This window comes from Pseudomonas sp. ANT_J28, assembly GCF_008370005.1.
GTDB lineage: Bacteria > Pseudomonadota > Gammaproteobacteria > Pseudomonadales > Pseudomonadaceae > Aquipseudomonas > Aquipseudomonas frigoris.
Genome location: NZ_VOBM01000029.1, coordinates 22602 through 48379, shown reverse-complemented (window position 1 = coordinate 48379; position 25778 = coordinate 22602). Strand labels below are relative to the sequence as shown.

Sequence of the window (25778 nt, the reverse complement as noted above, 5' to 3'; positions counted from 1 at the left end):
AGCTTCTCCTGAGTGTGGAAATACCCAATAGCCGTCAAAAGAAACTAGCAAAACTAATGGATTGGCATACACCAGAGGATGAGTTTGACGGCTACGATCTTTCGCTAGAACAAGTGCGAACACTTGAAGACTGGACCGGCAGAACCCTGAGAGACGAGAACCACATCGTGCAGTTGGTGTGTATCGAGTAACCCACTCCAACGTCATCAGTGAATGGCCAACACAGCAGATCCCTTGTGGGAGCGGGCTTGCTCGCTCCCACAGGGTTGGGTGTCAGGCGCTGACAGGCTCTATTGCCAGCTCAACGACTTCCGGCCGCTTGAGCACCGCATACGCCACCGCCGTCAGCAGACTCCCGGCCACAATCGCCAGCAGGTACAACAGCGCATGGTTGATCGCATTCGGGATCGCCAGCACGAATAATCCGCCGTGCGGCGCCATCAGTTTGCAGCCGAAGTACATCGACAACGCACCGGCCAGCGCACCACCGGCGATGCTCGCCGGGATCACCCGCAGCGGGTCTTTCGCGGCAAACGGAATTGCGCCTTCGGAGATGAAGCACAGCCCCAACACCAACGCCGCTTTACCGGCTTCGCGTTCGGTCTGAGCAAACTTGCGCCGCGCAATAAACGTAGCGATGCCCAAGCCAATCGGCGGCACCATGCCGGCTGCCATGGTCGCGGCCATCGGTGCATAACTTTGTGACGCCAGCAGCCCCACCGAGAACGCATACGCGGCTTTGTTGATTGGCCCGCCAAGGTCGACGCACATCATTCCGCCCAGCAACACACCGAGCAGAATCGCGTTGGTGGTGCCCATGCTGTCGAGGAAGTGCGTGAGGCCTTCGAGCATCCCGGCCACCGGTTTGCCCACCACGTAGATCATCACCAGACCAGTGAACAGACTCGCCAGCAACGGGATGATCAGGATCGGCTTCAGCGCCTCAAGACTTTGTGGCAAGCGCGCATAACGGTTGATCGCCTGCGCCGCGTAACCGGCGATGAAGCCGGCAATGATCCCGCCGATAAAACCGGCACCGAGGGTGCTTGCCAGCAGGCCGCCAATCATCCCCGGCGCCAGGCCCGGACGGTCGGCGATCGAGTAGGCGATGTAACCCGCCAGCAGCGGCACCATCAGCTTGAATGCGGTCTCGCCGCCGATCTGCATCAATGCCGCCGCGAGCGTGCCCGGCTCCTTGAACGCGGTGATGCCGAACACGAACGACAAGGCGATCATCAGACCGCCCGCCACCACCATCGGCAGCATGAACGACACGCCCGTCAGCAGGTGTTTGTAGACACCGGTTTTCTCTTGCTTGGCCGGGCCTTTGGCACCGCTCGAAGCGGTTTCCTGCGTGCCTTCGGCCAACGCTTTGTTCAGCGTCGCTTCGGCTTGTTTGAGGGCGATGCCGGTGCCGCAACGGTAAATCTTCTTGCCGGCGAAACGCTCGGTGGCGACTTCGATATCGCAGGCCAGCAGCACCACGTCCGCATCGGCAATCGCCGCTGCACTCAACGGATTGCGCGCGCCGACCGAGCCCTGGGTTTCCACTTGCAGGTCGTAGCCCAAACGCTTGGCCGCTTGCTGCAAAGCCTCGGCAGCCATGAACGTGTGAGCGACGCCGGTCGGACACGCAGTAATCGCGACCAGACGCGGGGCGTTTTTTACGGGGGCGACAGGCTCGGCCACGGCGTCGGGGGCGACGTAAACCTGAGCCTCTTCAGCACCGCGACGCAGCACCGCTTCGACATCTTGCAGGGCTTGCGCCGGGGTACTCTGGAACACCCGCTTGCCGACGAATCTCGACATATCCACCGGTGCGCTGGTCACCAGCAACACCCATTCGGCCGCCTCGATCGTGGCCGCCGACAATTGGCGTTCAGGGTGCGCGGCATCGTTGACTTCGACACTGGTGCTCCAGCCCTGACGCTGGGCCGCCGCATCAAGCAAACGGGCGCACAGCACACTGGTGACCATGCCGTTCGGGCAGGCCGTAACAATGGCTAACTTCATGACAAACCCTCTTATTGTTCTGTCAGGGTGCGCATGCGCACGCCCTGTTCGAGCCGCGCCAACTGCGTGGCGTCGCCAATACCAAAACCGATCTGGGTGACCGCCATCGCGGCAATCGCCGTGGCGGTGCGCAAGGTCTGTTCAGGCGTGTCGGCACTGAGCAAACCGTGGAGCATGCCGGCCAGTAACGAATCGCCTGCGCCCACGGTGCTGACAACACTGACCTTGGGCGGCGTGGCATGCATCGCCGAGCCGACACTGAACCAGTTCACGCCATCGGCGCCGTCGGAGATCACCACGTGCTCGATGCCTTGAGCGTGCAAGCGGCTCGCGGCGTGCGCTTGCGCAGCCACCGAAACCACTTCGCAGCCGAGCGCGTCGGCCAGCTCTTCGGTATTGGGTTTGATCAGCCACGGACCAGCCTTGAGCGCCGCCCGCAAGGCTTCACCGCTGGTGTCCAGCGCCACGTTCAAACCGAGATTTTTCAAACGCACAATCAACGCCTGCAACCACTGCGCACTGATGCCTTGAGGCAGGCTGCCGGCAACGACGACCGCGTCATGATCGGGTGCAATCTGATCAAGTCGATCAAGCAACGCCTGTTGCGCGGCTTCACTCACCAAAGGACCGGGACCGTTGATGTCGGTGATGCGCCCATCGCTTTCCGCCAGTTTGATGTTGCTGCGAGTCTCACCCGGAACACGGATGAACGCGTCGACAAACCCGCGTTTGGCGAACAGGGTTTCGAACGCCTGGAGGTTGTCCTCCCCGAGGAAACCGCTGACCGTGAGCTGATGCCCAAGGTCCGCCAGCACTTGTGCCACGTTCACGCCTTTACCGGCGGCATGCGTGTGCATCTCGTCGCTTCGGTTGACTTGGCCGGGGGCAAGTAGCGGCAACTGGACCGTGAGGTCCAGCGCCGGGTTGAGGGTCAGGGTCAGGATCTTGGCCATTACAGGGCCTCCACTAATGCGCGCACTTCATTGGCGCTGCCCACGGCCAGGGCCTGTTGGGCAAGGATTTGGGTCTGGGCCAGGCTGAGTTCGCGAACCCGCGCCTTGACCTCGGCAATGCTGCGACCCGACACACTGAGCTCGTCCACACCCAGTCCGACCAGCACCGGCACCGCCAGCGGATCGGCCGCCAACTCGCCGCACACGCCGACCCACTTGCCGTTGACATGCGCCGCACGCACGGTGATGTCGATCAGTTGCAGCACCGCCGGGTGCAAGCCGTCAGCCTGGGCCGACAAGGTCGGATGACCACGGTCGATGGCCAGGGTGTATTGGGTCAGGTCATTGGTGCCGACGCTGAAGAAGTCGACCTCTTTGGCCAGCACCGGCGCCAGCAATGCAGCTGACGGCACTTCAATCATGATCCCCAATTGCAGGTCTGCAACCGGAATTTCCAGACGCAGGCGTTCGGTCATGTCCCGCGCCTGGCGCCACTCTTCGACACTGCCGACCATCGGGAACATGATCCGCAATGGACGGTTGTCCGCAGCACGGAGCAAGGCGCGCAATTGCGCTTCCATGATGTGCGGACGTTGCAGGGTCAGGCGAATACCGCGTACGCCGAGGAACGGGTTTTCTTCTTTGGCGATCGGCCAATACGGCAGCGGTTTGTCGCCGCCAACATCGAGAGTACGCACCACCAGCGGCCGACCGGCCAGACCATCGAGTACACGTCGGTATTCAACCTCTTGGGTCGCTTCGTCCGGCGCTTGCGAGTGGGCCATGAAAATCAGTTCGGTGCGCAGCAGGCCAATGCCTTCGGCGCCCTGCTCCACCGCGCTGGTCACGCCGGCGCTTTCGCCGATGTTGGCGAACACTTCGACTGCGTGACCGTCGGTGGTCAGTGCTGGTTGATGACGTTGTTCGGCGGCTGCTTTCAGACGCAGCTCGCGGGTGTCGCGCTCTTCGGTGGCGCGCTGCAAGGTCGCCGCGTCGGCGTCCACGTGCAGGCGACCGCGTTGGCCATCAATCAGCAGTGGCGTGCCCGGCGCCAACAGCAACACGGCCGGGCCGGCGCCGACCAGCGCTGGAATACCAAGCGCTCGAGCGACAATCGCACTGTGCGCGGTAGCACCGCCACGGGCGGTAAGGATGCCGGCAACGCGGGCGGGATCAAGGCGGGCGACATCGGACGGACCGACTTCATCCATCACCAGAATGTACGGTTGCTCAGGCTCGCTCGGGGTTTCGACGCCACTCAGTTGCGCCAGCACTCGACGGCCGATATCACGCAAGTCGGCGGCACGTTCGGCGAGCAAGGCGTCCTGCAGCGATTCCTGTTGTTTGGCCGCCGCTTCAATCACCGCCATCCACGCCGCTTCGGCGCTTTCGCCCTGCTTGAGACGGGTATCGACTTCATCGGTCAATTCCGGGTCGTCGAGCATTTCCTGGTGGGTGATGAAAATCTCTCGAATAGCCTTGGACTTGCTGCGTTCAATCAGGCCTTCGATGTCGCGCCGCACATCCGCCAACGCCTGTTGGAGACGCTCGCGCTCGATGGCGGCAGACTCACCGCGCAGCGGGTAATCAATGGTTTGCAGCACTTGAATGTGCGCCGGGCCGATGGCGATGCCCGGTGCGGCGGCGATGGCCTGAACCAGGCTGCCGGAGGCTGGCGCGAGGACCACTTCGGCCACATCGGCAAACACTTCGCGCTGTTGGCTCACGGCTGGCAGCGGTTCGACTTCTTCACCGAGGCCTTCTTCGATGGCGGCCAGCAAGGCTGGCAAGGCATCGGCGGCGATGCTCGGTTCGGCGATGAATTCCAGCACCTGACCGCGACGGGCGCCGAGGCTGAGCAGTTTGCTCAAGCTCTTCACTGACACGGCGCTGTCCTGGCCATCGACAATACGTACGCGGATTTCGCCTTCAAAACTTTTCGCCAGTTGCGCGAGGATCTTCGCCGGACGCGCGTGCAAGCCGTGGGCGTTGGCCAGCGCGATGCGAGCGCTGGGCCAATCGGCCGGCAGTTCCCCGCCAAGGACTTCGAGGACTTTGCGGCTGCTGGTGGCGCGGCCCAATTCGTGGCCGCGACCTTCGATCAGCAACGCACAAAGGCGTTCGAGCAAGGCCTGATGGGCTTCACCGAGGCTGGCCAGGCAGAACAGGCCGCTGAGCGGCTGGCCGAGGTAACGCATTGGCTTGTCCGGCGTAACGAAGGCCAGGCCCGGACGCTTGACCGTTTGCTCGCTGTGCAGCCACCACAGGCCATCGCCCAGTGGCAACGCATCGACCTGCTGCAACACGGCGGAGAAACCGTTGCTCACGCAGTCGGCCTGACGCAGCAAACGTGCACCGCGCCAGACCAGCTCTTCGAAGTCATCGGCGGACACACCGAGGCCGATCATCTGTGCATCCAGCGCCAGTTCCTGCGGCGCGCCTTGCAACAGCTTCAACAAGGCTTCGGCGGAACTGGCGCGGCGCAGCGCCTGGCCCAGGTCGGTTTCGCCGAGGGCGCGGGTCAGCAGTTGCAATAGACGCAGGTGTTCGTCGGATTTGGCTGCAATACCAATCGCCAGGTAGACGATCTGACCGTCGCCCCAGTCCACGCCTTCAGGGAATTGCATCAGCCGCACGCCGGTGGAAAACACCTGATCGCGGGTTTCCGGCGTACCGTGGGGGATGGCAATACCTTGACCGAGAAAGGTCGAGCCCTGGGCTTCGCGCGCCTGCAACCCGGCGAGATAACCCTCGGCCACCAGGCCATCGGTGACCAGATGCTGCGCCAGCAGCTGCAACGCTGCGGACTTATCCACAGCCGACTGGCTCATGGATATCTGCTCTATGGTGAGCTCGAGCATGCTTTCTCCTTTTTGGCGCCTTGTGACGCCAGGTATTGTTTTGAGTGATTCAGCTTAGACGCTTAGGCACGCCTTTTCAGGGGCAGTTTTGGCGGTTTCGCGGCAGAACCGGCAAAGGAGCCTACAACGTAGAAAATACGCTTGCTGAAACGTTTAATCTAGAATGATTGGCACGTTACTCGATAATGTCTCATCCTTGAAGTCCAATTGTCGGATGTGCTGCGACAATGGTCGTCTGCCTGAATCGGGTAGGATTGGCGAAAATATCGGGCAAGCTCGAAAAAACAAGGAAAACCCGGGTTGAAACTCAGTGATATCGCCCAGTTGGCCGGTGTGTCCGTTACCACCGCCAGCTATGTCATCAATGGCAAGGCAGAACAACAACGTATCAGCAGTGCCACCGTCGAGCGCGTGCGCGCGGTCGTCGAACAACATGGCTTTACGCCCAATCCCCAGGCTGCCGGGCTGCGCAGTCGGCATACCCGCACCTTGGGTTTCATTCTGCCGGACCTGGAAAACCCCAGTTACGCACGAATCGCCAAACTGCTGGAACAAGGCGCCCGGGCTCGCGGCTATCAGCTGCTGATCGCCAGTTCCGACGATGCGCCGGACAGCGAACGGCAATTGCTGAAACTGTTCCGGGCCCGGCGCTGCGATGCATTGATCGTTGCCAGTTGCCTGCCGGCCGGCGATGACAGCTATCGCCAATTGCAGGCCAAGGGCATTCCGATCATCGCGATCGACCGGGTCATGGAGCCTGAGCACTTCTGCTCGGTTATCAGTGATGACCGCGAGGCCAGCCTGCAACTGACCCGCAGTCTACTGGACCCGCTGCCCAAGCAGATCGCACTGATCGGCGCACGCCCCGAATTGAGCATCAGCCAGGAGCGGGCGGGCGGTTTCAAAGAAGCGTTGGACGGGTTCAAAGGCGAGGTGCTGATCGAGCACGGCGAGTCGTTCAGCCGTGAGTGCGGCAAACAGTTGATGGAAGAACTGCTACAGCGTCTGGGTCATTTGCCGGATGCGCTGGTGACCACGTCCTACGTGCTGCTTCAGGGCGTATTCGATGCCTTGCACGACTTCCCGCTCAAAACCCGCCCGCTGCACCTCGGCACCTTCGGCGACACGCAGTTGCTGGATTTCCTGCCGCTGCCGGTCAACGCCATGGCCCAGCAGCATCAGCTTATCGCCGACAAGGCCCTGGCCCTGGCCCTGGCCGCCATCGAGCAATCGGATTACCGACCCGGCGTGCAGGCCATCGCACGGACTTTCAAGCAGCGTATTCGCCAGGACTGAACCGTGGAGCTGATCGACAGCCACACTCATCTGGATTTTCCGGACTTCGACGAGGATCGTCAGGCGCTGCTGGCCGAGAGCCGCGCCCTCTACGTGCGGCGGATGGTGGTGCTGGGGGTTTATCAGGGCAATTGGCAGCGGGTCTGGGATCTGGTGCAAAGCGACCCCGATCTGTATGCGGCGTTCGGTTTGCATCCGGTGTATCTGGATGATCATCGCCCTGAAGATTTACACGAACTGGGTGATTGGCTGACCCGGTTGGCGGGTCATCGGCAGTTGTGCGCGGTGGGCGAGATCGGTCTGGATTACTTTATCGAAACCCTGGACCGTGAACGCCAACAGGCACTGTTCGATGCGCAACTGCAACTGGCGGCGGACTTCAATCTTCCTGCGCTGATTCATGTGCGACGCAGCCATGCGGCGGTGATTGCCACGCTTAAACGGTTTCGCTTGAAACGTGCGGGGATCATTCACGCCTTCGCCGGCAGCAAAGAAGAAGCCCGCGAATACATCAAGCTCGGTTTCAAACTGGGCCTGGGCGGTGCAGCGACCTGGCCTCAAGCCCTGCGCATGCATCGTGTACTGGCCGATTTGCCGCTTGAATCGGTGGTACTGGAAACCGATTCTCCGGACATGGCGCCCGCCATGTTCCCCGGCCAACGCAACAGCCCGACGCACCTGCCGGCAATCTGCTCGGCACTGGCCGGGATCATGGCGATCAGCCCTGAGCGATTGGCCACCGCCAGCACGGCCAATGCCTGTGAGCTGTTCAACTGGTAATCAGTCGGCGTGGGCCTTGGCGGCTTCCAGCGTCAGCGTCATGTGTTGCCGGTGCCGGGCAAACCGCATGACGGCGAAATAGACGAAAATCGCCAGCAGCGAAAAATTCAGCTGCTCCACGACGCTGAACATCCCGATCCACTCCAACACCAACGCCACCAGCAACGCGGTGCAAACCATGACCAACGTGCTCGCCCGCAGCAATGCCAGGGAGTCGAGGGACTTGAAGCGCTTGATCTGTTTCGGATCGTTCAGTTGCAAGGCTTTCTGGCAGTGGGAACACGCGAACGCTTCGTTGATTGCAATGGCGTTGAGTTGCCAGGGTTTGAGCAGAAGTGTGCTCGCGCAATGAGCGCAATGCCCCTGGATTCCAATCGTTGCAGCAGACATAACCAAGCCTCCTCAGGGCAGATCCAAGTGATTGATCTTCCTTCATTAAAGACGAAAAGCCAGACGCCGGAGGTAAATCGGACATTGCCGACCTGAGGAGGGAACAAATACTACAGACAGAGCACACATACCTGTGGGAGCGGGCTTGCTCGCGAAGGCTGATCAACATTCAACATAGATGTCGCCTGTCAGGCCGCTTTCGCGAGCAAGCCCGCTCCCACATTTTTTTTGCGCCGCAGAGTTCTTTAAACCCGGAACGCGCTGATCAGCTGCTTCAACTCCACCACCTGGGCCGACAACGCACGACTGGCGTCTTCGGTCTGGTGTGCACCTTCGGCGGTACGCTCACCGGCGCGGTTGATCTCGACAATATTCTGGTCGATGTCATGGGCCACGGCGGTCTGCTGCTCTACCGCTGCGGCAATTTGCTGATTCTGATCGACGATCATGCCGACGGCACCGAGGATGTTTTCCAGCGCTTGCTGAACCTTTTCCGACTGCCCTACCGTGCCGTTGGCCATCTGATGACTGGTACCCATCGCCTTCACCGCAGCGCCGACACCGCTATGCAGCTTGGCGATCATCTGCTCGATTTCCTCGGTCGATTGCTGAGTGCGCTTGGCCAGGGTTCTGACCTCATCGGCCACCACCGCAAAACCACGCCCCTGTTCACCGGCCCGAGCGGCTTCGATGGCGGCGTTGAGGGCCAGAAGGTTGGTCTGTTCGGCGATGCTCTTGATCACCTCCAGCACACGGCTGATGGACTGGCTGTCGCTGGCCAGCTGATTGATCACCAGCACCGACTGATCGATCTCACTGGCCAGTGCAGCGATGCTGCCCTGCTGGGACTCCACCAGCCCACGACCGCTGATGGTCTCGTCGTTGACGCTATGGGCGCTGCTGACCGCGGCTGCGGCACTGCGTGCAACCTCAAGGGACGTGGCCGACATCTGGTTCATGGCCGTGGCAACCTGCTCGATCTGCGTGCGCTGCCCCGCCACCGCCTGGTTGCTCTGGGCGGAAACGTTCTCCACCTGCCCGGCCTGGCGCTCGACTTCACTGACGGTCTGGCCGACCCGCTCGATCAGGTCATGGATTTTCTTCACGGTGCCATTGAACACTTCGCCCAACTCACCCAGTTCATCGCGGCTGTTGGCGCTGAAGGTCACCGTCATGTCGCCGGCCGCGACCTTGTCCATCACCGCCCCAAGACGCTTGAGGGTGGTGCGGGTCGAGGCGTAGAAGCCGCCATAGAGGTAAAAAATCAACACAAACACCACCGACAGCGCCACGGCCTGCAAGACCATGTGGGTGCGGTTCTGCTCCAGTCGCTGTTGTAACTGGGAGCCGAGAAACTTCAGGGTGGCTTCATTGAGTTGGTAGGTCTGGTCCATCAGGCCCGTGACCTGATCGTAAAAGCCCTGCCACGGCGCATCCAGCGTGTCGGCCATCACTACCTGCTCTTCGAACAGTTCACTGGCCTTTTTCAACGATGCCTTGCTGCTATCAGCCTGAACCGCCAGGGTTTCCCGTGCCGCTTTGCTGGAACCCAGCGCGTCCTGCAACTTCAGGGCATATTCGGCGTGCAGTTTTTCGATCTGCGCCAGCAACTCATCAAAACGGGTACTCGATGCTGAGTTGAGAAAGCCCTGCCCCAGCGAAAAAGAGCCCATCGCCCGGCCTTCGCCCAGAAGCTGGGTCACGGGCGGGGTGACATTGGTAATGAGTTCGCTCAGCTGGCGCATGTCGCTCTGGGTGTCGCGGCTGAGGCCGGCCTGACTGGCGATGATCTGGCTGAAAATTTGCGCGTTGCCGAGCAACTTGCCGATCATCGCGCTTTTGCTTTGCAGGGAGTTTTCCGTTTGCTGGGCCTTGAACGCGGCGATCATTTCATCGCGTTTGCCATCGAAAACCATGATTTGCTCGGGGTCCGCGGTCATCGCCGTCAGCCCTTGCAAACGGGTCAGCACACTTTGCCCCAGGGTACTGATCTGCGATTCGACATTGCCGGCCTTGCCGGACTGACCAAGGGTGACGTTGATCTGCACCAGGTTGTTCAGGGTTTCCAGATCACGCCGTAACGTCAGGCTGTTGCCCAGCAGGTCAAGGCTCTGCAGCTCGACCCGGGTGCCCTGGAATTCTCGATAAGAATCGCGCACCAGATAGAAGTTGGTCACCAGCATCGGCACAAGGAACAGCACGCTGATCAGGCTGAACTTCATGCCAAAGCTCAGGCGGTTCATCAGCGCGACGGCGGGATAGAGCAAGCTCTTCACTGGAAGTCTCCCTTTGATTTCTTATTTTTATTGGCAGGCGCGGGCCGAGAGCAGATAGCCACTATTCGGCGCTGTCTCTGTATAGCTCAAATCGGAGGGAGGTTTTGTAACTTAAGGTTAACGGCGGGATGCACGCGGTCTTGTAGCAGCTGACGCAGCCCGCTGCTACAGGGGTCAGTGTGCTTACGGAAAGACGGTCCACAACGCAAAACCGGCGTACCAGAGCACCGCCGCGCGCAGCAGCAGTTCCCAGATCCGGTCCAGACTGTTGATGCCGTCAGGCCCGACCACTGGTGCCGGGATTTCACCCGCCACCAGCCCGACCTTCTCGATCAATTGGGCGGCGCTGATGTTCCAGTTCAGCAACTCGTGCAGCATCACCCGGCTGACCGCGACAAAGTTGCCGACCAACGCAAAACTCGCCGCCAACAAACGCACCGGCACCCAGTCGAACGCATGACGCAGTTGTGAGGCGCGTTCGACCACGGCCGGGTTCTGCCCGTGTTCTTCGGCCAGGGCCAGCAGTCGATAGCTCAGGGCCGCGACCGGCCCCAGCAGGAAGTACCAGAAAATCACCGCGAAAAAGCTCTGATAAGCCTCCCACAGCAAATGTCCTTCGACTCGTTCCAGCAGTTGTTCGCCGCTATCGGCGCAGATACCCACATCGCGGTCCGCTACATGAGCGGCAGCTTGCAGGTCTTCCCGGCGCCAGGCATCGCGAAACGGCCCGAGACCGGCCAGCAGATCACCGCGGCCGAGACTGTAAATCACCACCAGCAGATGCACCGGCAACGCCAGCAGACCGTAAGCCACTGGGTCCAATACCAGTAGCAGCAAACCCAGCAGTGCCGCTGGCAACAACACCAGTATCAGCAAAATCAACCACGGACTTTTCGCCAGACGCGGACTGACCTCAAGCTTGTTCAGCTCGCGAACCCATCCACCATCACGCTGAACCCGATGGCGCAGGGCCGAGAACTTCTCGATCCAGACCGCCAACAGCAACACCAGAAAACTCATTGTTGTTCCTCTTTTGCCAGGGCCGCCCGATAGCGTGCCCAGTCGAACGCAGCCCCCGGATCGGTTTTACGCCCGGGTGCGATGTCGCTATGCCCGCAAATGCGCTGTGCGGTGATGGCCGTGAACGCGCTTTGCAGCTGCCGGGTCAGGGTCGTCAACGCTTGATACTGAGCGTCGGTGAACGGCAGATCATCCGTGCCTTCAAGTTCGATGCCCACGGAAAAATCGTTACAGGTTTCCCGTCCTTCGAAACTCGAGATGCCGGCATGCCAGGCACGCTCAAGACAAGAGACAAACTGAGTGACGGTGCCGTCACGTTCGATCAGAAAGTGCGCAGACACACGCAGGTCGGCGATCCCTTCAAAGTAGGGGTGCTCCGTGACATCCAGACGATTCTGGAAAAACTCCTGCACCTTGCCGGTGGCGAATTGCGCTGGCGGCAAACTGATGTTGTGGATCACCAGCAGGGAAATTTCGCCCGAGGGGCGCGCATTGAAGTTGGGCGAGGGGCAAATATCTACGCCCTGACACCAACCGCTCGCGGGGTCCAACTGCATACAGGTTCCTTCAACGACGACTGTGTTGGCGCCCAGTATGCCGCGATAGACCCTCGGGGCGCGATCACTTGCCGCGATTGAGGCGACGCAGATTGCCGATCACCGACTCCAGCGCCCGATCGAACAGCAAGGTGTCGTCCAGCGCGCGCACCGCGCCACGACGGAATTCCAGCGCCAGACCGGTGCGGCTGCGCTCCAGCACTTTCATCCCGGTGCGGTTGACGAAAATGTACTTGCCGGTGGCCTCAATGATCGCCGCCAGCTTGCAGCGAAGGGTGTTTTCCTCATCTTCCTGAAACTCGACCCAGCACCCCAACCGCAGTTGATCGACCTGAAGCAGACCGGCATCGTCCTCCGGTAAACGCACTGACGCCGTTTCGGCCGGACCTTCGTCCGCGGTTCGCAGGACGATTTCCTGCAGCACTTGGACCATCTCCGGAGTATCGACGGGCCGCTCAAGCATTGTCCCAGCACGTTCGAACAGCTGAACGTGCAAGGCTTCCAGCTCACTGAAAAACTCGCTGGTAGCGAACGGATCGAATGCCGAACTGCTCAGCCCGTCGCGCAACGACTTGAGTAACCCAGGCACCAGTGCCAACAAGCGCAGGCTCGCATCGGGTTCATCATGACGCTGCACGCTCCAGATCAATTGTTCCATGGCCTGCACATTGGCGTGCCACTCGGCCGACTGATCGCCGTGCTTGAGACAGGTCAGCAGCAGCACCTGGCTCCACGCTTCCTGGACAAACACCACCACCCGTTGCGGCAATACTTTGCCCAACAAGGCCTGATTCAGCACCTGTTCGACGCGCTGCCGGGACAGTTCAGTCCTGGCACGGCCTTCTTCGGCGTCACGGGTACGTTGCTCCAGCAGCTCACTGCGACGGCGCTCATCGCTGGTGAAGGCGAGAAAATCCGCGAGCAATTCGGAAAACACCGCCGGATCATCGACAAAATCGTTCAGCAACCGTTGCACCACTTGCTCGATGCGCAGATACAGGCTGTCGCGCTCATGGTCATCGCACTCGCCCCAGCCCATGGCTGCGGTGGCGATTTCATTGAGCAGGCGCCGGGCCGGGTGACTGCTGCGGCTGAAGAAGCTCTTGTCGAGCACCGCCACTTTCAGCATCGGGATCTGCAAACGGCCGATCAACGCCTTGAGCGAGTCCGGCAGGTTGCGGTCATCGAGGATGCATTCGAAGAGCATGGCGATCAGGTTGATCACGTCTTCGTCAGCCACCCCGACCACGCGTGACTTGCCACTTTTGACGCTGACCCGGGTCAGCAGTTGTTCGAGCTGGTTTCGCAGATCGAAGTCGTCCTGGGGTGCCGGCGCCGGCACGTATTGCTGCAAGTGCGAGAGCAGCCGCATTAGGTCACGGGTGGAAATCGGCTGTGTCTGGGCGCTGGCTTCCAGGGTTGGCGCGACACTGCCACGCACGTGAAACAGCAACTCCTGCAACGCCGCGAAGACTTCCTGCACGCTGTCGTCGATCGGCGGGCCACCGACGCGAGTGTTGGCCTGTGCGGGTTCAGTGCCAACGCCGGCAGGCGCACGATCCGTGACCCGACGCGCTGGGGCGGGCTTAAGGTCAGGCAGCACACCGGTGGCGATCAGCAACTGATTGGCTTCGGCGTAGAGCTGATTGGCATCCCTGAGCACATAGCGTTCGAACAGTTTGAGGATGATCAGCTTGACCTTGATCTCCACCCCCAGGTTGCGCCCGGCCTGCAAAAAGTACTCGCAGAGCATCGCCGGCCCCATGGGATTGTGCTGATCGAGCAGTTCCTTGCCCAACAGTGCGCGGAGCCGGGCAGTCAGTTGGTCCAGGGCGAAGCCGTCGCGGTTCAGCACTTTGCTGACCATCGCCTCCACCGCCACGCTACGTTCCATGTCGTCATCGGGCAGCGCCACCGAATCGTCGAAGACCAACGCCATGGGCAAGGCAGACTGAGTGATGTCGTACTGGGTTAGGCTGACAAAAGCCGCGAAGAATTGTTCGAGAAAGCCGCGTTCGATGTTTTTGCGCTTGAGGCGCAAGTCGCGCATGGCTTCGAAGAAGAGGTTCTGTTCGCCGTCATTGCGGGCCCGGTCGGCCATTTCGAACAGCGTGTCGTCGGCGTTATCGAACAGCTCCTGCAAACCATGCCTGAGCTGTTGGGCGGCCTTGTCGCGAACCTGAAGCAGAATCACAGGCAGGCGGGCGAGCGGCGAGTGAGTCGCCTGGTCGGTAGCAACCCTGTGCAAAGGCACTACATTCCCGTCGTTGTGCATTCAGGCCTCCTGAAACGGTGAGTCTTCGAAGTCGTCAATCCAAATCTACGTCAAAGCCATGACGTCAAAAGCAAGGCGGATTATCTTGCAAAAGATGTCCCCTCTACCAGCAGACTCTGCGTTTCCCATTGAAATAGACGCTTATGGCAGACGCTGACTTAGTGCCGATTGCTCAGGAGAATCGACCAAATGCAGGTTTCAGAGTGATCGGAACGCCTCTGATGCCTTGGGTTGCCCAGCGCCATGGCCCTATAATCGGGCCACTTTGTTTGTGGAGTCCGTTATGCCGAATCTACGTCTCGCCGATTTGACCGCCGAAATCGAAGCCAACGTGCGCCGTGCGTTGCTCGAAGACATCGGCAGCGGCGACATCACCGCACAGTTGATCCCCGCCGAACGCCTGGCCAAAGCCACCATCATTACCCGCGACGCTGCCGTCATCTGCGGCACAGCCTGGGTTGATGCAGTGTTTCGGCAGCTGGACCCACGTGTTGCGGTGCACTGGCAGGTGCGCGATGGCGAGCGTGTGAAACCCAATCAGGTGCTGTTCCACCTCGAAGGCCCGGCGCGCTCACTACTGACGGGCGAACGCAGTGCACTGAACTTCCTGCAGTTGCTTTCTGGCGTGGCCACGCGCGCGCAGTACCTGGCGGATTACGTTGCCGAGACTCAGGTGAAGTTGCTCGACACCCGTAAAACCTTGCCGGGGCTGCGTCTGGCGCAGAAGTACGCCGTGACCTGCGGCGGGTGCCATAACCACCGCATCGGCCTGTACGACGCCTTCCTGATCAAGGAAAACCATATTGCCGCCTGCGGTGGCATCCCGGAGGCCATCAAAGCCGCGCACAAGATTGCCCCGGGCAAACCGGTGGAGATCGAAGTGGAAAGCCTGGAGGAGCTGAAGGAAGCCCTGGCGGCCGGTGCCGACATCATCATGCTCGATGAGTTGAGTCTGGATGACATGCGCGAAGCCGTGCGCCTGAACGGCGGCAAGGCGAAACTGGAGGCCAGCGGCGGTATCAACGAAAGCACGCTGCTACCGATCGCCGAAACCGGGGTGGATTACATCTCGATTGGTGCAATGACCAAGGATGTGAAGGCTGTCGATCTGTCGATGCGTCTGAGCCTTTGATAACGTCTGCGTGAATGAAAAACGCCAGCCTCGTGAGGCTGGCGTTTTTATCAGACCACCAGATTATTCATCTCGCAGTACTCTTCCCACTCGACGCCCAACACCTCGGCAGCCTCCTTGTGCAGAACAAGGCGCGCAGCCTCGAACTCTTCAGGGGTTGAGGTGTACTTGAGCGTCAGTTCCCACGGCTGCAAGCCTTGAGACTCTGCCTCATCCTCGAATGCCCACTGGATCTGGTCTTTCTGATCGTCGGCGGGCAAGTCCTTGATCTCTTCGGCTAGCTGGGGCGAATCCAGCAAGTACTTCTTCAGCGCTTCTGCGTGTCTGGCTTCTTGGGTCAATTCTTTAACGGTCATGGCGTTCTCTTTGATCTGGGGAATGGAAGATGGATCTGGATCATCAAGGATCTCTCTGACGCAAAAAACCGTTTGACGCCCGGTTTATCTGGCCTTCAGAACCATTCGGGATCATCTGAAAACAACGTGTCGCTCGTGCCCGAGACAGGAATCGAACCTGCGACCTTCGCGTTACGAGTGCGCTGCTCTACCAACTGAGCTACACGGGCAGTGGGCTAAACCTAGCACTGACTTTGGGGTCAGGCAACTTCATGGCTCGTCTCTTTTTTTTGCAGGCAAAAAAATGCCCCGCAGCTTTCACTGCGGGGCATTTTTTATAACGTTGAAGCGGTCAGGCGTGGGGAGTGATTAAACGCCCGAAGCCTTGGCTGCTGCTACGTCTTTGATGGACAGCTTGATACGGCCGCGGTTGTCCACGTCCAGTACCAGTACTTCCACTTCCTGGCCTTCTTTCAGGATGTCGGTCACTTTTTCAACGCGAGCGTCGCTCAGCATCGAGATGTGAACCAGACCGTCCTTGCCAGGCAGGATATTGACGAATGCGCCGAAGTCGACGATGCGCTCAACCTTACCGACGTAGATCTTGCCGATTTCAGCTTCTGCGGTGATGCCCAGAACGCGCTGACGGGCAGCTTCAGCCGCTTCCTTGGTTTCGCCGAAGATCTTGATCGAGCCGTCGTCTTCGATGTCGATCGAAGCCTTGGTCTCTTCACAGATCGCACGAATGGTCGCGCCGCCTTTACCGATGACATCACGGATTTTGTCGGTGTCGATTTTCATCGCGATCATGGTCGGAGCATTTTCCGACAGTTCGGTACGCGACTGGCCAATGATCTGGTTCATCTGACCGAGGATGTTCAGGCGCGCTTCCAGGGCTTGGCCCAGAGCGATTTCCATGATTTCTTCGGTGATACCTTTGATCTTGATGTCCATCTGCAGCGCGGTCACACCTTTGGCGGTACCGGCTACTTTGAAGTCCATGTCGCCCAGGTGGTCTTCGTCACCCAGGATGTCGGTCAGGATCGCGAACTTCTCGCCTTCTTTAACCAGACCCATGGCGATACCGGCAACCGGTGCCTTCATCGGAACGCCGGCATCCATCAGCGCCAGGGAAGCGCCGCAAACGGAAGCCATCGAGCTCGAACCGTTGGACTCGGTGATTTCCGACACAACACGGATGGTGTACGGGAACACGTCAGCAGCAGGCAGCATGGCTGCAATCGAACGACGGGCCAGACGGCCGTGACCGATTTCGCGACGACCAGCGCCACCCATGCGACCACACTCACCTACCGAGAACGGAGGGAAGTTGTAGTGCAGCATGAACGGGTCTTTTTTCTCGCCTTCCAGGGTGTCCAGCAGTTGTGCGTCACGGGCGGTGCCCAGTGTTGCAACAACCAGAGCCTGGGTTTCGCCACGGGTGAACAGAGCCGAACCGTGGGTCTTGGGCAGAACACCGACTTCGATGTTCAAAGGACGTACGGTCTTGGTGTCGCGACCGTCGATACGTGGCTTGCCGTTTACGATGTTTTCGCGAACGGTGCGGTATTCGATTTCGCCGAAAGCCGCTTTGACTTCGCTGGAGGAAGGCTGACCTTCTTCACCGGACAGCTTGGCAACCACCTGGTCTTTCAGTTCGCCCAGACGAGCGTAACGGTCGGCCTTGATGGTGATGGTGTAGGCGTCGGAGATCGCAGCGCCGAACTCGGAGCGGATAGCGCCCAGCAGAGCGGTAGCTTCTGGCTGAGGAGCCCAGGCCCAGGTTGGCTTGGCAGCTTCGGCAGCCAGTTCTTTGACAGCGTTGATCACCACCTGGAACTCGTCGTGAGCAAACAGTACCGCGCCCAGCATCTGGTCTTCGGTCAGCTCTTTGGCTTCCGATTCAACCATCAACACGGCTTCCGAAGTACCGGCAACGACCATGTCCAGGCTCGAAGCTTTCTGTTGTTCGTAAGTCGGGTTCAACAGGTAGCCGGTGCTTTCGTGGAATGCAACGCGTGCACAGCCGATCGGGCCATCGAAAGGAATACCGGAGATGGCCAGGGCAGCCGAGGTACCGATCATCGCAGCGATGTCCGGATCGGTCTTCTTGCTGGTGGAAACGACGGTGCAGACAACCTGCACTTCGTTCATGAAGCCTTCTGGGAACAGCGGACGGATCGGACGGTCGATCAGTCGGGAAGTCAGGGTTTCTTTCTCGGAAGGACGGCCTTCGCGCTTGAAGAAACCGCCAGGGATCTTACCGGCAGCGTAAGTCTTTTCCTGGTAGTGAACGGACAGAGGGAAGAAGCCCTTGCCTGGATCGGCTTGTTTGGCACCGACTACGGTCACCAATACGCTGACGTCGTCGTCAACGGTGACCAATACTGCGCCGGAGGCCTGACGGGCGATACGGCCAGTCTCGAGGGTAACGGTCGACTGACCGAACTGGAATTTTTTGATTACCGGGTTCACGGTGTCCTACCTTCTTTTGTGGCTCTTGGGGAACTTGTCTTCTTGCGAAATTCTTGGGCAACGCCGGGAATCGGCCCGACTGTCATTGTCCAGGTAAAGCAGGTATCCAGATAAAACTTGAGGCTGGGAGCCTGCCATGCGCCAGCGGGAAACCCACTGACGTACGACAGACAACCAACCTCTAGCGCAATCGCTTATTAGCGACGCAGACCCAGGCGACCGATCAGAGCCTGGTAACGACCCAGATCCTTGCCTTTCAGGTAGTCCAGCAGCTTACGACGCTGGTTTACCATGCGGATCAGACCACGACGGGAGTGGTGATCTTTACCGTTGGCCTTGAAGTGACCTTGCAGCTTGTTGATGTTGTGGGTCAGCAGTGCAACTTGCACTTCTGGCGAACCAGTGTCACCAACAGCTTGCTGGTAGTCAGCTACGATTTGAGCTTTTTCTTGAACGTCGAGAGCCATGAGGCAATCCTTTTATCAGGAAACTGTTTCAAAGAAACAGCTTCAACAGGCCAGGGACAAATCCCTGTATCTAAAAATGAGTAGTGACCGTGCCTGTTAACAGCCACCCTCGTTCGGTCATTCTGACCGAATCAGTCGACGTGGCGCGATGCGCCCGTCTTCGCTCACTTCACCGATACCGATGAAGCGACCATTGTGATCCTGTACCCGTACCATGCCGAACTTCGGTGCATCCGGGGCTCGTACCGGTTGGCCGTTAAGCCAGTAGAACGAGCTGTGCTCCGAGAACTGCAACAGTGGCCAATCCAGCAGGCCGCTGTCCGATGGCATCAGGAAGCGGTCGACCGCTTCGTTGCCGCCTTCGGCATGTACCGCTTCCAACTCTTCAAGCGTGACCGTCTGGGCCAGCGTGAAAGGCCCGGCCTGGGTACGTCGCAGTTCAGCAACGTAAGCGCCACAACCGAGTTGCTCACCGATATCCTCCACCAGGGTGCGGATATAGGTACCTTTGGTGCAATCCACTGCAAGCCGCGCAGTATCACCTTCAAAGGCCAGTAATTCCAAGCGCGTAATAGTAACAGAACGCGGTTCGCGCTCCACTACTTCACCTGCCCGGGCCAGCTTGTACAACGGCTGGCCATCACGTTTGAGCGCCGAGTACATGGGCGGTATCTGACTGATTTGCCCACGAAATTTCGGCAGTACTGCTTCGACATCGGCGCGACCAACGGTCACCGGGCGCTCCAGCAACACATCACCCTCGGCATCGGCCGTGGTGGTGGTCTTGCCCAGTTGCGCCAGGGTTTCGTAACCCTTGTCGGAATCGAGCAGGTATTGCGAAAACTTGGTGGCCTCACCGAAGCACAACGGCAACACGCCGGTGGCCAGCGGATCGAGACTGCCGGTGTGCCCGGCCTTCTCGGCGTTCAGCAACCAGCGAACCTTCTGCAACGCCGCATTGGAGGTGAACCCCAGTGGTTTGTCGAGCAGGATGATGCCGCTGACGTTACGACGGATACGTTTGACCTGAGCCACCGATTACTCCTTGGTGTCTTCGGCTTCTGCCGCAACCGGATGCTGATTGTCTTCAGCTACTGCACGTTCGATCAATGCCGACAGATGAGCACCACGCACGACGCTTTCGTCGTAGTGGAAGTGCAACTGTGGAACGCTGCGCAACTTCATTTCGCGAGCCAACTGCATGCGCAGGAAACCGGCGGCGGAGTTGAGCACCTTGATGCTTTGCGCGATGTCTTCGGCGTTGTCCTGACCCATCACGGTGATGAAGATCTTGGCGTGACCGACGTCACGGCTGACTTCAACAGCGGTAATCGTGACCAGGCCGACACGCGGGTCTTTGACTTCACGACGGATCAGCTGTGCCAGCTCACGCTGCATCTGATCGCCGATACGTTGGGTACGGCTGTATTCTTTTGCCATGTCTTGTTACCTGTTACTGCCCCACGGTGAAACCCGAAGGGTCTGAAAGCGGCAAACGCCCGGCCTGACAAAAGCCAGACCGGGCGTTGCGTTTAGAGTCCTGACGCCGTGCCGCGCACTTGCATGCGACGGCTCGCCGTGGCCCTTGAAGTGCGCGAGTTAGAGGCTGCGAGCAACCTGAACCTTCTCGTAGACTTCGATCTTGTCGCCAGCTTTGACGTCGTTGTAGCTCTTCACGCCGATACCGCATTCCATGCCGGCACGTACTTCGGAAGCGTCATCCTTGAAGCGGCGCAGGGATTCCAGCTCGCCTTCGAAGATAACGATGTCTTCACGCAGTACACGGATTGGACGGTTACGGTGAACAACACCTTCGATAACCATGCAACCGGCGATCGCGCCAAACTTCGGCGAACGGAACACGTCACGCACTTCAGCGGTACCCAGGATGTTCTCGCGAACATCGCTGCCCAGCATACCGGTGAGGGCTTTCTTGACGTCTTCGATGATGTCGTAGATCACGTTGTAGTAACGCATATCCAGGCCTTCCTGCTCGACGATCTTCCGTGCGCCAGCATCGGCACGCACGTTGAAGCCGAACAGTACAGCGTTGGAGGCCAGTGCCAGGTTAGCGTCGGACTCGGTGATACCACCTACGCCGCCACCGACAACACGCACTTGCACTTCGTCGTTACCCAGGCCGTTCAAGGCACCGTTCAACGCTTCCAGCGAACCACGGACGTCGGATTTGAGGACGATGTTGAGCGTCTTCTTCTCTGCCTGACCCATGTTTTCGAAGATGTTTTCCAGCTTGCCGGCGTGAGCGCGAGCCAGTTTGACTTCGCGGAACTTGCCTTGACGGAACAGAGCCACTTCACGGGCTTTCTTCTCGTCCGACAGCACGCTCATCTCGTCGCCAGCGTCCGGGGTACCGTCCAGGCCGAGGATCTCGACAGGGATGGAAGGACCGGCTTCCTTGATTGGCTTGCCGTTCTCGTCGAGCATGGCACGTACACGGCCATAGTTCGAACCGACCAGCACCATGTCGCCTTGGCGCAGGGTACCGTCTTGAACCAGAACGGTTGCAACCGGGCCACGACCTTTGTCGAGACGCGATTCAACCACAACGCCACGGCCAGGAGCCGAAGGAGTCGCTTTCAGTTCCAGAACTTCAGCTTGCAGCAGAACAGCTTCGAGCAACTCGTCCACGCCAGTACCGACTTTCGCCGAAACCGATACGAACGGGGTGTCACCGCCCCACTCTTCAGAAGTCACGCCGTGAACCGACAGTTCGCTACGGATGCGATCGAGATCAGCGCCCGGCTTGTCGATTTTGTTCACTGCAACAACCAGTGGAACACCTGCAGCCTTGGCGTGCTGGACCGCTTCAATGGTCTGCGGCATTACGCCGTCGTCCGCTGCAACGACCAGGATCACGATGTCAGTCGCCTTGGCACCACGGGCACGCATTGCGGTAAACGCGGCGTGACCCGGGGTATCGAGGAAAGTGACCATGCCGCGATCAGTTTCAACGTGGTACGCACCGATGTGCTGGGTGATACCGCCGGCTTCGCCAGCAGCTACCTTGGCACGACGGATATAGTCGAGCAGCGACGTCTTACCGTGGTCGACGTGGCCCATTACGGTCACGACTGGCGCACGGGAGAACGTCTCACCTTCAAACTTCAGGGACTCGGCCAGGGAATCTTCCAGGGCGGTGTCGCTGACCAGGGTCACTTTGTGGCCCAGCTCTTCGGCTACCAGTTGAGCAGTTTCCTGATCAAGCACCTGGTTGATGGTCGCTGGAGTACCCAGTTTGAACATGAACTTGATGATTTCAGCAGCCTTGACCGACATCTGATTGGCGAGATCGCCAACAGTGATGGTCTCGCCGATCTGCACATCACGCACGACAGGACCGGTTGGGCTCTGGAAACCGTGCGCGTTGCGTTTCTTCAGCTTGGCCTTGCCGCGACCACCACGACGGAAGCCATCGCTTTCTTCGTCGGTAGTACGTGGGGCAACGCGTGGAGCAGGCGCTTTCTCTTTGACCGAAGCACGATGCGGAGCGTTTTTGCGCTCACCATCGCCACTGCCACGACGACTGTTATCGTCGGCACGTGGTTTGTCCGGACGACGCTGTTCGTTCTGCTTGTTACGAACGTCGGCAGACGGCGCTGGTGCAGCAGCCACAACCGGCGCGCTTTCACGTACTGGCTCGGCAACTGCAGCAGGTGCTGCAACGGCGTCGTTAGTAGCGGATTGCGCAGCAGCAGGCTGGCGACGCGCTTCTTCTTCGGCGCGACGCTTGGCTTCTTCTTCAGCCTTCTGACGCGCAGCATTTTCTACTGCGCGACGTTCTTCCAATTCGCGTTTGCGCTCGGCTTCGATTTCTTCCGGGCTGCGCTGTACGAAAACTTTCTTTTTACGTACTTCAACACTGATGCTTTTGCTGCCAGCAACACGCAGGGTGCTGGTGGTTTTACGCTGCAGTGTGATCTTGCGTGGTTCTTCCACTTTCGCCTTGTGGCTGCTTTTCAAGTGAGTCAGCAAAGATTGCTTCTCACTGTCAGTCACATGTTCTTCGGCGGCGGTGTGCGGCAGACCTGCCTCACGCATCTGCTGCAACAGGCGCTCTACCGGTGTTTTGACCTCATCGGCCAGTTGTTTCACCGTGACTTGCGTCATGCACTTCTCTCCTCAGGCCGCGCCTAATTACTCGAACCAGTGGGCTCGGGCGGCCATGATCAACTTGCCGGCACGATCATCGTCAATGCCGTCGATGTCGAGCAGGTCGTCAATAGACTGCTCGGCCAGGTCTTCGCGGGTAATTACGCCGCGCACCGCCAGTTCCATCGCCAAATCCTTGTCCATACCCTCAAGCGAGAGCAGGTCTTCGGCCGGATGGGCGTCTGCCAGCTTTTCCTCAGTAGCGATGGCTTTGGTCAACAAACGATCCTTGGCGCGAGCGCGAAGCTCGTTGACGGTTTCTTCGTCAAAGCCGTCGATGTTGAGCATTTCTTCCAACGGTACGTAGGCAATCTCTTCCAGGCTGGTAAAGCCTTCATCTACCAGCACCTGTGCCAGGTCTTCGTCGACTTCCAGCTCGTCGATGAAGTTGCGCAGGATGTCGCCGGTTTCTGCTTGCTGCTTAGCCTGGATGTCCGATTCGGTCATCACGTTCAGGGTCCAGCCAGTCAACTGGCTAGCCAGACGCACGTTCTGACCACCCCGACCAATGGCCTGAGCCAGATTGTCTGCGCCAACGGCGATGTCCATTGCATGGGCATCTTCGTCAACGATAATTGCCGCCACTTCAGCCGGCGACATTGCATTGATCACGAACTGAGCCGGGTTGTCGTCCCACAGGACGATGTCCACACGCTCACCGCCCAACTCACCCGACACTGCCTGGACGCGCGAACCGCGCATACCGATGCAAGCGCCTTGCGGGTCGATGCGTTTGTCCTTGGAGCGGACCGCGATCTTGGCGCGCGAACCCGGGTCACGGGATGCTGCCATTACTTCGATCAGGCCTTCAGCGATTTCCGGCACTTCGATGCGGAACAACTCGATCAGCATTTCCGGCGCGGTACGCGACAGGATCAGCTGCGGGCCGCGGTTCTCGGTGCGGATTTCCTTGAGCAGCGCACGCAGACGCACGCCAACCCGGAAGGTTTCGCGAGAAATGATGTCTTCGCGAGCCAGCAACGCTTCAGCGTTGTTGCCCAGGTCGACGATCACGTTGTCGCGGGTCACTTTCTTCACGGTGCCGGAGATGATTTCCCCCAGGCGCTCGCGATAGGCATCAACGACTTGAGCACGCTCGGCTTCGCGAACTTTCTGCACGATGACTTGCTTGGCAGTCTGTGCAGCGATGCGGCCGAACTCAATGGATTCGATCTTTTCTTCGACTACATCACCAACCTGAGCACCAGGATGCGTTTCTGCAACCTTGCTCGGCCAGGTTTCGATGGCCGGATCGTCCAGGTCTGCTTCTTCGACGACCGTCCAGCGACGGAATGTCTCGTAAGCACCGGTGTGGCGATTGATTTCCACACGCAGATCGACTTCGTCCTCGAAACGTTTTTTGGTAGCAGTGGCCAGAGCCAGCTCCAGCGCTTCAAAAATTACGTTTGCCGGTACGCCCTTTTCATTGGATACCGACTCAACAACCAGCAGTACTTCTTTGCTCATCGTACGCCTCGCCTTTCGCAAGCCATTGGATCCGCGGGATCCGCGTCTCAGTCAAAACTGGGAATAATGTTGGCCTTGTCGATCATATCGATCGGCAACAGGAACTCATGGTCTTCTACCTGCACCACGACGTCCTGCTCTTCTACACCGCGCAGAAGGCCCTGAAAGTTGCGTCGGCCTTCAAAAGGCGAGCGCAGCTTGATCTTCACTTGTTCACCGGCAAATTTTGCAAACTGCTCAATAGTGAACAGCGGGCGTTCCATGCCAGGCGAGGAAACTTCAAGGGTGTATTCAACGGCGATTGGATCTTCAACATCCAGAACACCGCTGATCTGACGGCTGACAATGGCACAATCGTCCACCAGCACGCCGCCCTCTTTATCGATATAAACGCGCAACATTGAGTGGCGACCTTGAGCCGAAAACTCAATACCCCAGCATTCATAGCCTAGGGCCACGACCACCGGGGCCAGCAAGGCCTGCAACTCTTCTAGCTTGCTCGACACCTGAACCCCCTCGTGCATGTATGTGCATGCTGTGCAAAATAAAAAAATGGGCGAAACGCCCATCCTTGAAACGCCGTCGAACAGCGGCGTTGAAAGTGTCCAGCTAACAAAAAGCCCCTTAAAAGGGGCTCCTTAAACTGGTTGCGGGGGCCGGATTTGAACCGACGACCTTCGGGTTATGAGCCCGACGAGCTACCAGACTGCTCCACCCCGCGACAAAGCTGGGGCGGAAGTATACGACCGATCCCTGACAGGGTCAATGTAACCTTCCACCTACAAGAAAGCCCGCAACAGCGGGCTCTCCTGATAATTGGTACCGAGAAGGGGACTCGAACCCCTACACCCTATGGGCACAACCACCTCAAGGTTGCGTGTCTACCAATTCCACCACCTCGGCAATACTACGTTTGAAACCCTTCTTACTTTTGCTCTTGAGCTGGAGGCACGTCAGTCGCTGGAGTAGCCGACTTTTGCTCTTGAAGCACCGGTACATCATCAGAAGCCGGTTGTTGCTTTGGAACTTCCAACACTGCCGGGTTTGGCAAACCTACTTGAGTCAGCTGGTGAGCTTTCTCTTTAGCAAAGTAACCTAACCCTAAGCTGGTTATGAAGAAACCGGCGGCAAGTATAGCAGTAAACTTACTAAGAAAGGTAGAGGAACCTTGGCTTCCGAACACAGTATTTGAAGCACCTGCTCCGAAAGACGCGCCAGCATCCGCACCTTTACCCCGCTGCAGCAATACCAGAGCAACTACGCCCAATGCACCCAGCAGATGAAAAACGACTACGACTGTTTCCAGCATTT

At 59.1% G+C, this 25778-nt stretch carries 20 protein-coding genes and 3 tRNA genes; 3 read left to right on the top strand and 20 right to left on the bottom strand.

The annotated features are described in order from the left end of the window. Positions 1-273 precede the first annotated feature (273 nt). From FQ187_RS19960 to ptsP, 3 genes are read right to left on the bottom strand one after another with little or no spacing between them, the layout of a single operon-like run. Complete coding sequence (locus FQ187_RS19960; protein WP_149630793.1) at positions 274-2013, bottom strand: PTS fructose-like transporter subunit IIB; 1740 nt, start codon at positions 2011-2013, stop codon at positions 274-276. A gap of 11 nt (positions 2014-2024) precedes the next feature. Continuing rightward, complete coding sequence (pfkB, locus tag FQ187_RS19955; protein ID WP_149630792.1) at positions 2025-2966, bottom strand: 1-phosphofructokinase; 942 nt, start codon at positions 2964-2966, stop codon at positions 2025-2027. Beyond that, on the bottom strand, positions 2966-5827 hold the full coding sequence (ptsP, locus tag FQ187_RS19950; RefSeq protein WP_149630791.1) for a phosphoenolpyruvate--protein phosphotransferase: 2862 nt from the start codon (positions 5825-5827) through the stop codon (positions 2966-2968). The genes pfkB and ptsP overlap by 1 nt, the downstream gene beginning before the upstream one ends. Positions 5828-6127: 300 nt before the next feature. Between ptsP and cra the strand changes: the two genes are divergently transcribed. Further along, the gene (gene cra, locus FQ187_RS19945) at positions 6128-7123 is read left to right on the top strand and encodes a catabolite repressor/activator (RefSeq protein ID WP_149630790.1); all 996 of its coding nucleotides are present in this window, start codon (positions 6128-6130) and stop codon (positions 7121-7123) included. Positions 7124-7126: 3 nt separating this feature from the next. Continuing rightward, positions 7127-7903 carry a TatD family hydrolase gene (locus FQ187_RS19940; RefSeq protein WP_149630789.1) on the top strand — a complete coding sequence of 259 codons (777 nt, stop codon included), beginning with the start codon at positions 7127-7129 and terminating at the stop codon, positions 7901-7903. Here the strand turns inward: FQ187_RS19940 and FQ187_RS19935 are convergent, their stop codons facing one another. The 5 genes from FQ187_RS19935 to FQ187_RS19915 form a co-directional block, all read right to left on the bottom strand. Then, positions 7904-8293, bottom strand: coding sequence for a hypothetical protein (locus FQ187_RS19935; protein ID WP_149630788.1), 390 nt, complete (start codon positions 8291-8293; stop codon positions 7904-7906). It abuts the gene before it with no gap. Between the two features lie 245 nt (positions 8294-8538). After that, on the bottom strand, positions 8539-10569 hold the full coding sequence (locus FQ187_RS19930) for a methyl-accepting chemotaxis protein (protein WP_149630787.1): 2031 nt from the start codon (positions 10567-10569) through the stop codon (positions 8539-8541). 183 nt (positions 10570-10752) lie between these two features. Continuing rightward, on the bottom strand, positions 10753-11589 hold the full coding sequence (gene ampE / locus FQ187_RS19925) for a regulatory signaling modulator protein AmpE (RefSeq protein WP_149630786.1): 837 nt from the start codon (positions 11587-11589) through the stop codon (positions 10753-10755). Further along, complete coding sequence (ampD, locus tag FQ187_RS19920; RefSeq protein WP_149630785.1) at positions 11586-12146, bottom strand: 1,6-anhydro-N-acetylmuramyl-L-alanine amidase AmpD; 561 nt, start codon at positions 12144-12146, stop codon at positions 11586-11588. Before ampD ends, ampE begins: the two co-directional genes overlap by 4 nt. Positions 12147-12210: 64 nt before the next feature. Next, entirely contained in the window at positions 12211-14421 is a 2211-nt protein-coding gene (locus tag FQ187_RS19915) for a DUF1631 domain-containing protein (protein WP_149630784.1), read from the bottom strand. Positions 14422-14704: 283 nt separating this feature from the next. Between FQ187_RS19915 and nadC the strand changes: the two genes are divergently transcribed. Next, complete coding sequence (nadC, locus tag FQ187_RS19910) at positions 14705-15553, top strand: carboxylating nicotinate-nucleotide diphosphorylase (protein ID WP_129438593.1); 849 nt, start codon at positions 14705-14707, stop codon at positions 15551-15553. Between the two features lie 50 nt (positions 15554-15603). On the opposite strand, the gene FQ187_RS19905 is transcribed toward nadC, so the two are convergent. The 12 genes from FQ187_RS19905 to secG form a co-directional block, all read right to left on the bottom strand. Beyond that, a complete protein-coding gene (locus FQ187_RS19905) occupies positions 15604-15909 on the bottom strand; it encodes a DUF6388 family protein (protein ID WP_111450461.1) in 306 nt (101 codons plus the stop codon). Between the two features lie 136 nt (positions 15910-16045). Next, a tRNA-Thr gene (locus FQ187_RS19900) sits at positions 16046-16118 on the bottom strand. Between the two features lie 139 nt (positions 16119-16257). Further along, positions 16258-18363: a polyribonucleotide nucleotidyltransferase gene (gene pnp, locus FQ187_RS19895; protein WP_149630783.1), complete on the bottom strand. Its 2106-nt coding sequence runs from the start codon at positions 18361-18363 to the stop codon at positions 16258-16260. Between the two features lie 197 nt (positions 18364-18560). Then, the gene (gene rpsO, locus FQ187_RS19890; RefSeq protein ID WP_003176135.1) at positions 18561-18830 is read right to left on the bottom strand and encodes a 30S ribosomal protein S15; all 270 of its coding nucleotides are present in this window, start codon (positions 18828-18830) and stop codon (positions 18561-18563) included. A 117-nt stretch (positions 18831-18947) separates the two neighbouring features. Further along, positions 18948-19865: a tRNA pseudouridine(55) synthase TruB gene (truB, locus tag FQ187_RS19885; protein WP_008149014.1), complete on the bottom strand. Its 918-nt coding sequence runs from the start codon at positions 19863-19865 to the stop codon at positions 18948-18950. A gap of 3 nt (positions 19866-19868) precedes the next feature. Further along, positions 19869-20270, bottom strand: a complete 402-nt coding sequence (rbfA, locus tag FQ187_RS19880; RefSeq protein ID WP_008149016.1) for a 30S ribosome-binding factor RbfA — start codon at positions 20268-20270, stop codon at positions 19869-19871. A gap of 159 nt (positions 20271-20429) precedes the next feature. Beyond that, positions 20430-22958 carry a translation initiation factor IF-2 gene (infB, locus tag FQ187_RS19875; RefSeq protein ID WP_149630782.1) on the bottom strand — a complete coding sequence of 843 codons (2529 nt, stop codon included), beginning with the start codon at positions 22956-22958 and terminating at the stop codon, positions 20430-20432. Between the two features lie 27 nt (positions 22959-22985). Further along, on the bottom strand, positions 22986-24467 hold the full coding sequence (gene nusA, locus FQ187_RS19870) for a transcription termination factor NusA (RefSeq protein ID WP_008024459.1): 1482 nt from the start codon (positions 24465-24467) through the stop codon (positions 22986-22988). A gap of 47 nt (positions 24468-24514) precedes the next feature. Beyond that, complete coding sequence (rimP, locus tag FQ187_RS19865) at positions 24515-24973, bottom strand: ribosome maturation factor RimP (protein ID WP_010463487.1); 459 nt, start codon at positions 24971-24973, stop codon at positions 24515-24517. A 138-nt stretch (positions 24974-25111) separates the two neighbouring features. After that, positions 25112-25188, bottom strand: a tRNA-Met gene (locus tag FQ187_RS19860). A gap of 96 nt (positions 25189-25284) precedes the next feature. Continuing rightward, a tRNA-Leu gene (locus tag FQ187_RS19855) sits at positions 25285-25370 on the bottom strand. 22 nt (positions 25371-25392) lie between these two features. After that, positions 25393-25776: a preprotein translocase subunit SecG gene (gene secG, locus FQ187_RS19850; protein ID WP_149630781.1), complete on the bottom strand. Its 384-nt coding sequence runs from the start codon at positions 25774-25776 to the stop codon at positions 25393-25395. Positions 25777-25778 lie beyond the last annotated feature (2 nt).

Coding starts and splice junctions, on each gene's coding strand:
- FQ187_RS19960 (WP_149630793.1), bottom strand. CDS start 2,013: ATGAAGTTAGCCATTGTTACGGCCTGCCCGAACGGCATGGTCACCAGT.
- pfkB (WP_149630792.1), bottom strand. CDS start 2,966: ATGGCCAAGATCCTGACCCTGACCCTCAACCCGGCGCTGGACCTCACG.
- ptsP (WP_149630791.1), bottom strand. CDS start 5,827: ATGCTCGAGCTCACCATAGAGCAGATATCCATGAGCCAGTCGGCTGTG.
- FQ187_RS19935 (WP_149630788.1), bottom strand. CDS start 8,293: ATGTCTGCTGCAACGATTGGAATCCAGGGGCATTGCGCTCATTGCGCG.
- ampE (WP_149630786.1), bottom strand. CDS start 11,589: ATGAGTTTTCTGGTGTTGCTGTTGGCGGTCTGGATCGAGAAGTTCTCG.
- ampD (WP_149630785.1), bottom strand. CDS start 12,146: ATGCAGTTGGACCCCGCGAGCGGTTGGTGTCAGGGCGTAGATATTTGC.
- FQ187_RS19915 (WP_149630784.1), bottom strand. CDS start 14,421: ATGCACAACGACGGGAATGTAGTGCCTTTGCACAGGGTTGCTACCGAC.
- nadC (WP_129438593.1), top strand. CDS start 14,705: ATGCCGAATCTACGTCTCGCCGATTTGACCGCCGAAATCGAAGCCAAC.
- FQ187_RS19905 (WP_111450461.1), bottom strand. CDS start 15,909: ATGACCGTTAAAGAATTGACCCAAGAAGCCAGACACGCAGAAGCGCTG.
- rpsO (WP_003176135.1), bottom strand. CDS start 18,830: ATGGCTCTCGACGTTCAAGAAAAAGCTCAAATCGTAGCTGACTACCAG.
- rbfA (WP_008149016.1), bottom strand. CDS start 20,270: ATGGCAAAAGAATACAGCCGTACCCAACGTATCGGCGATCAGATGCAG.
- infB (WP_149630782.1), bottom strand. CDS start 22,958: ATGACGCAAGTCACGGTGAAACAACTGGCCGATGAGGTCAAAACACCG.
- nusA (WP_008024459.1), bottom strand. CDS start 24,467: ATGAGCAAAGAAGTACTGCTGGTTGTTGAGTCGGTATCCAATGAAAAG.
- secG (WP_149630781.1), bottom strand. CDS start 25,776: ATGCTGGAAACAGTCGTAGTCGTTTTTCATCTGCTGGGTGCATTGGGC.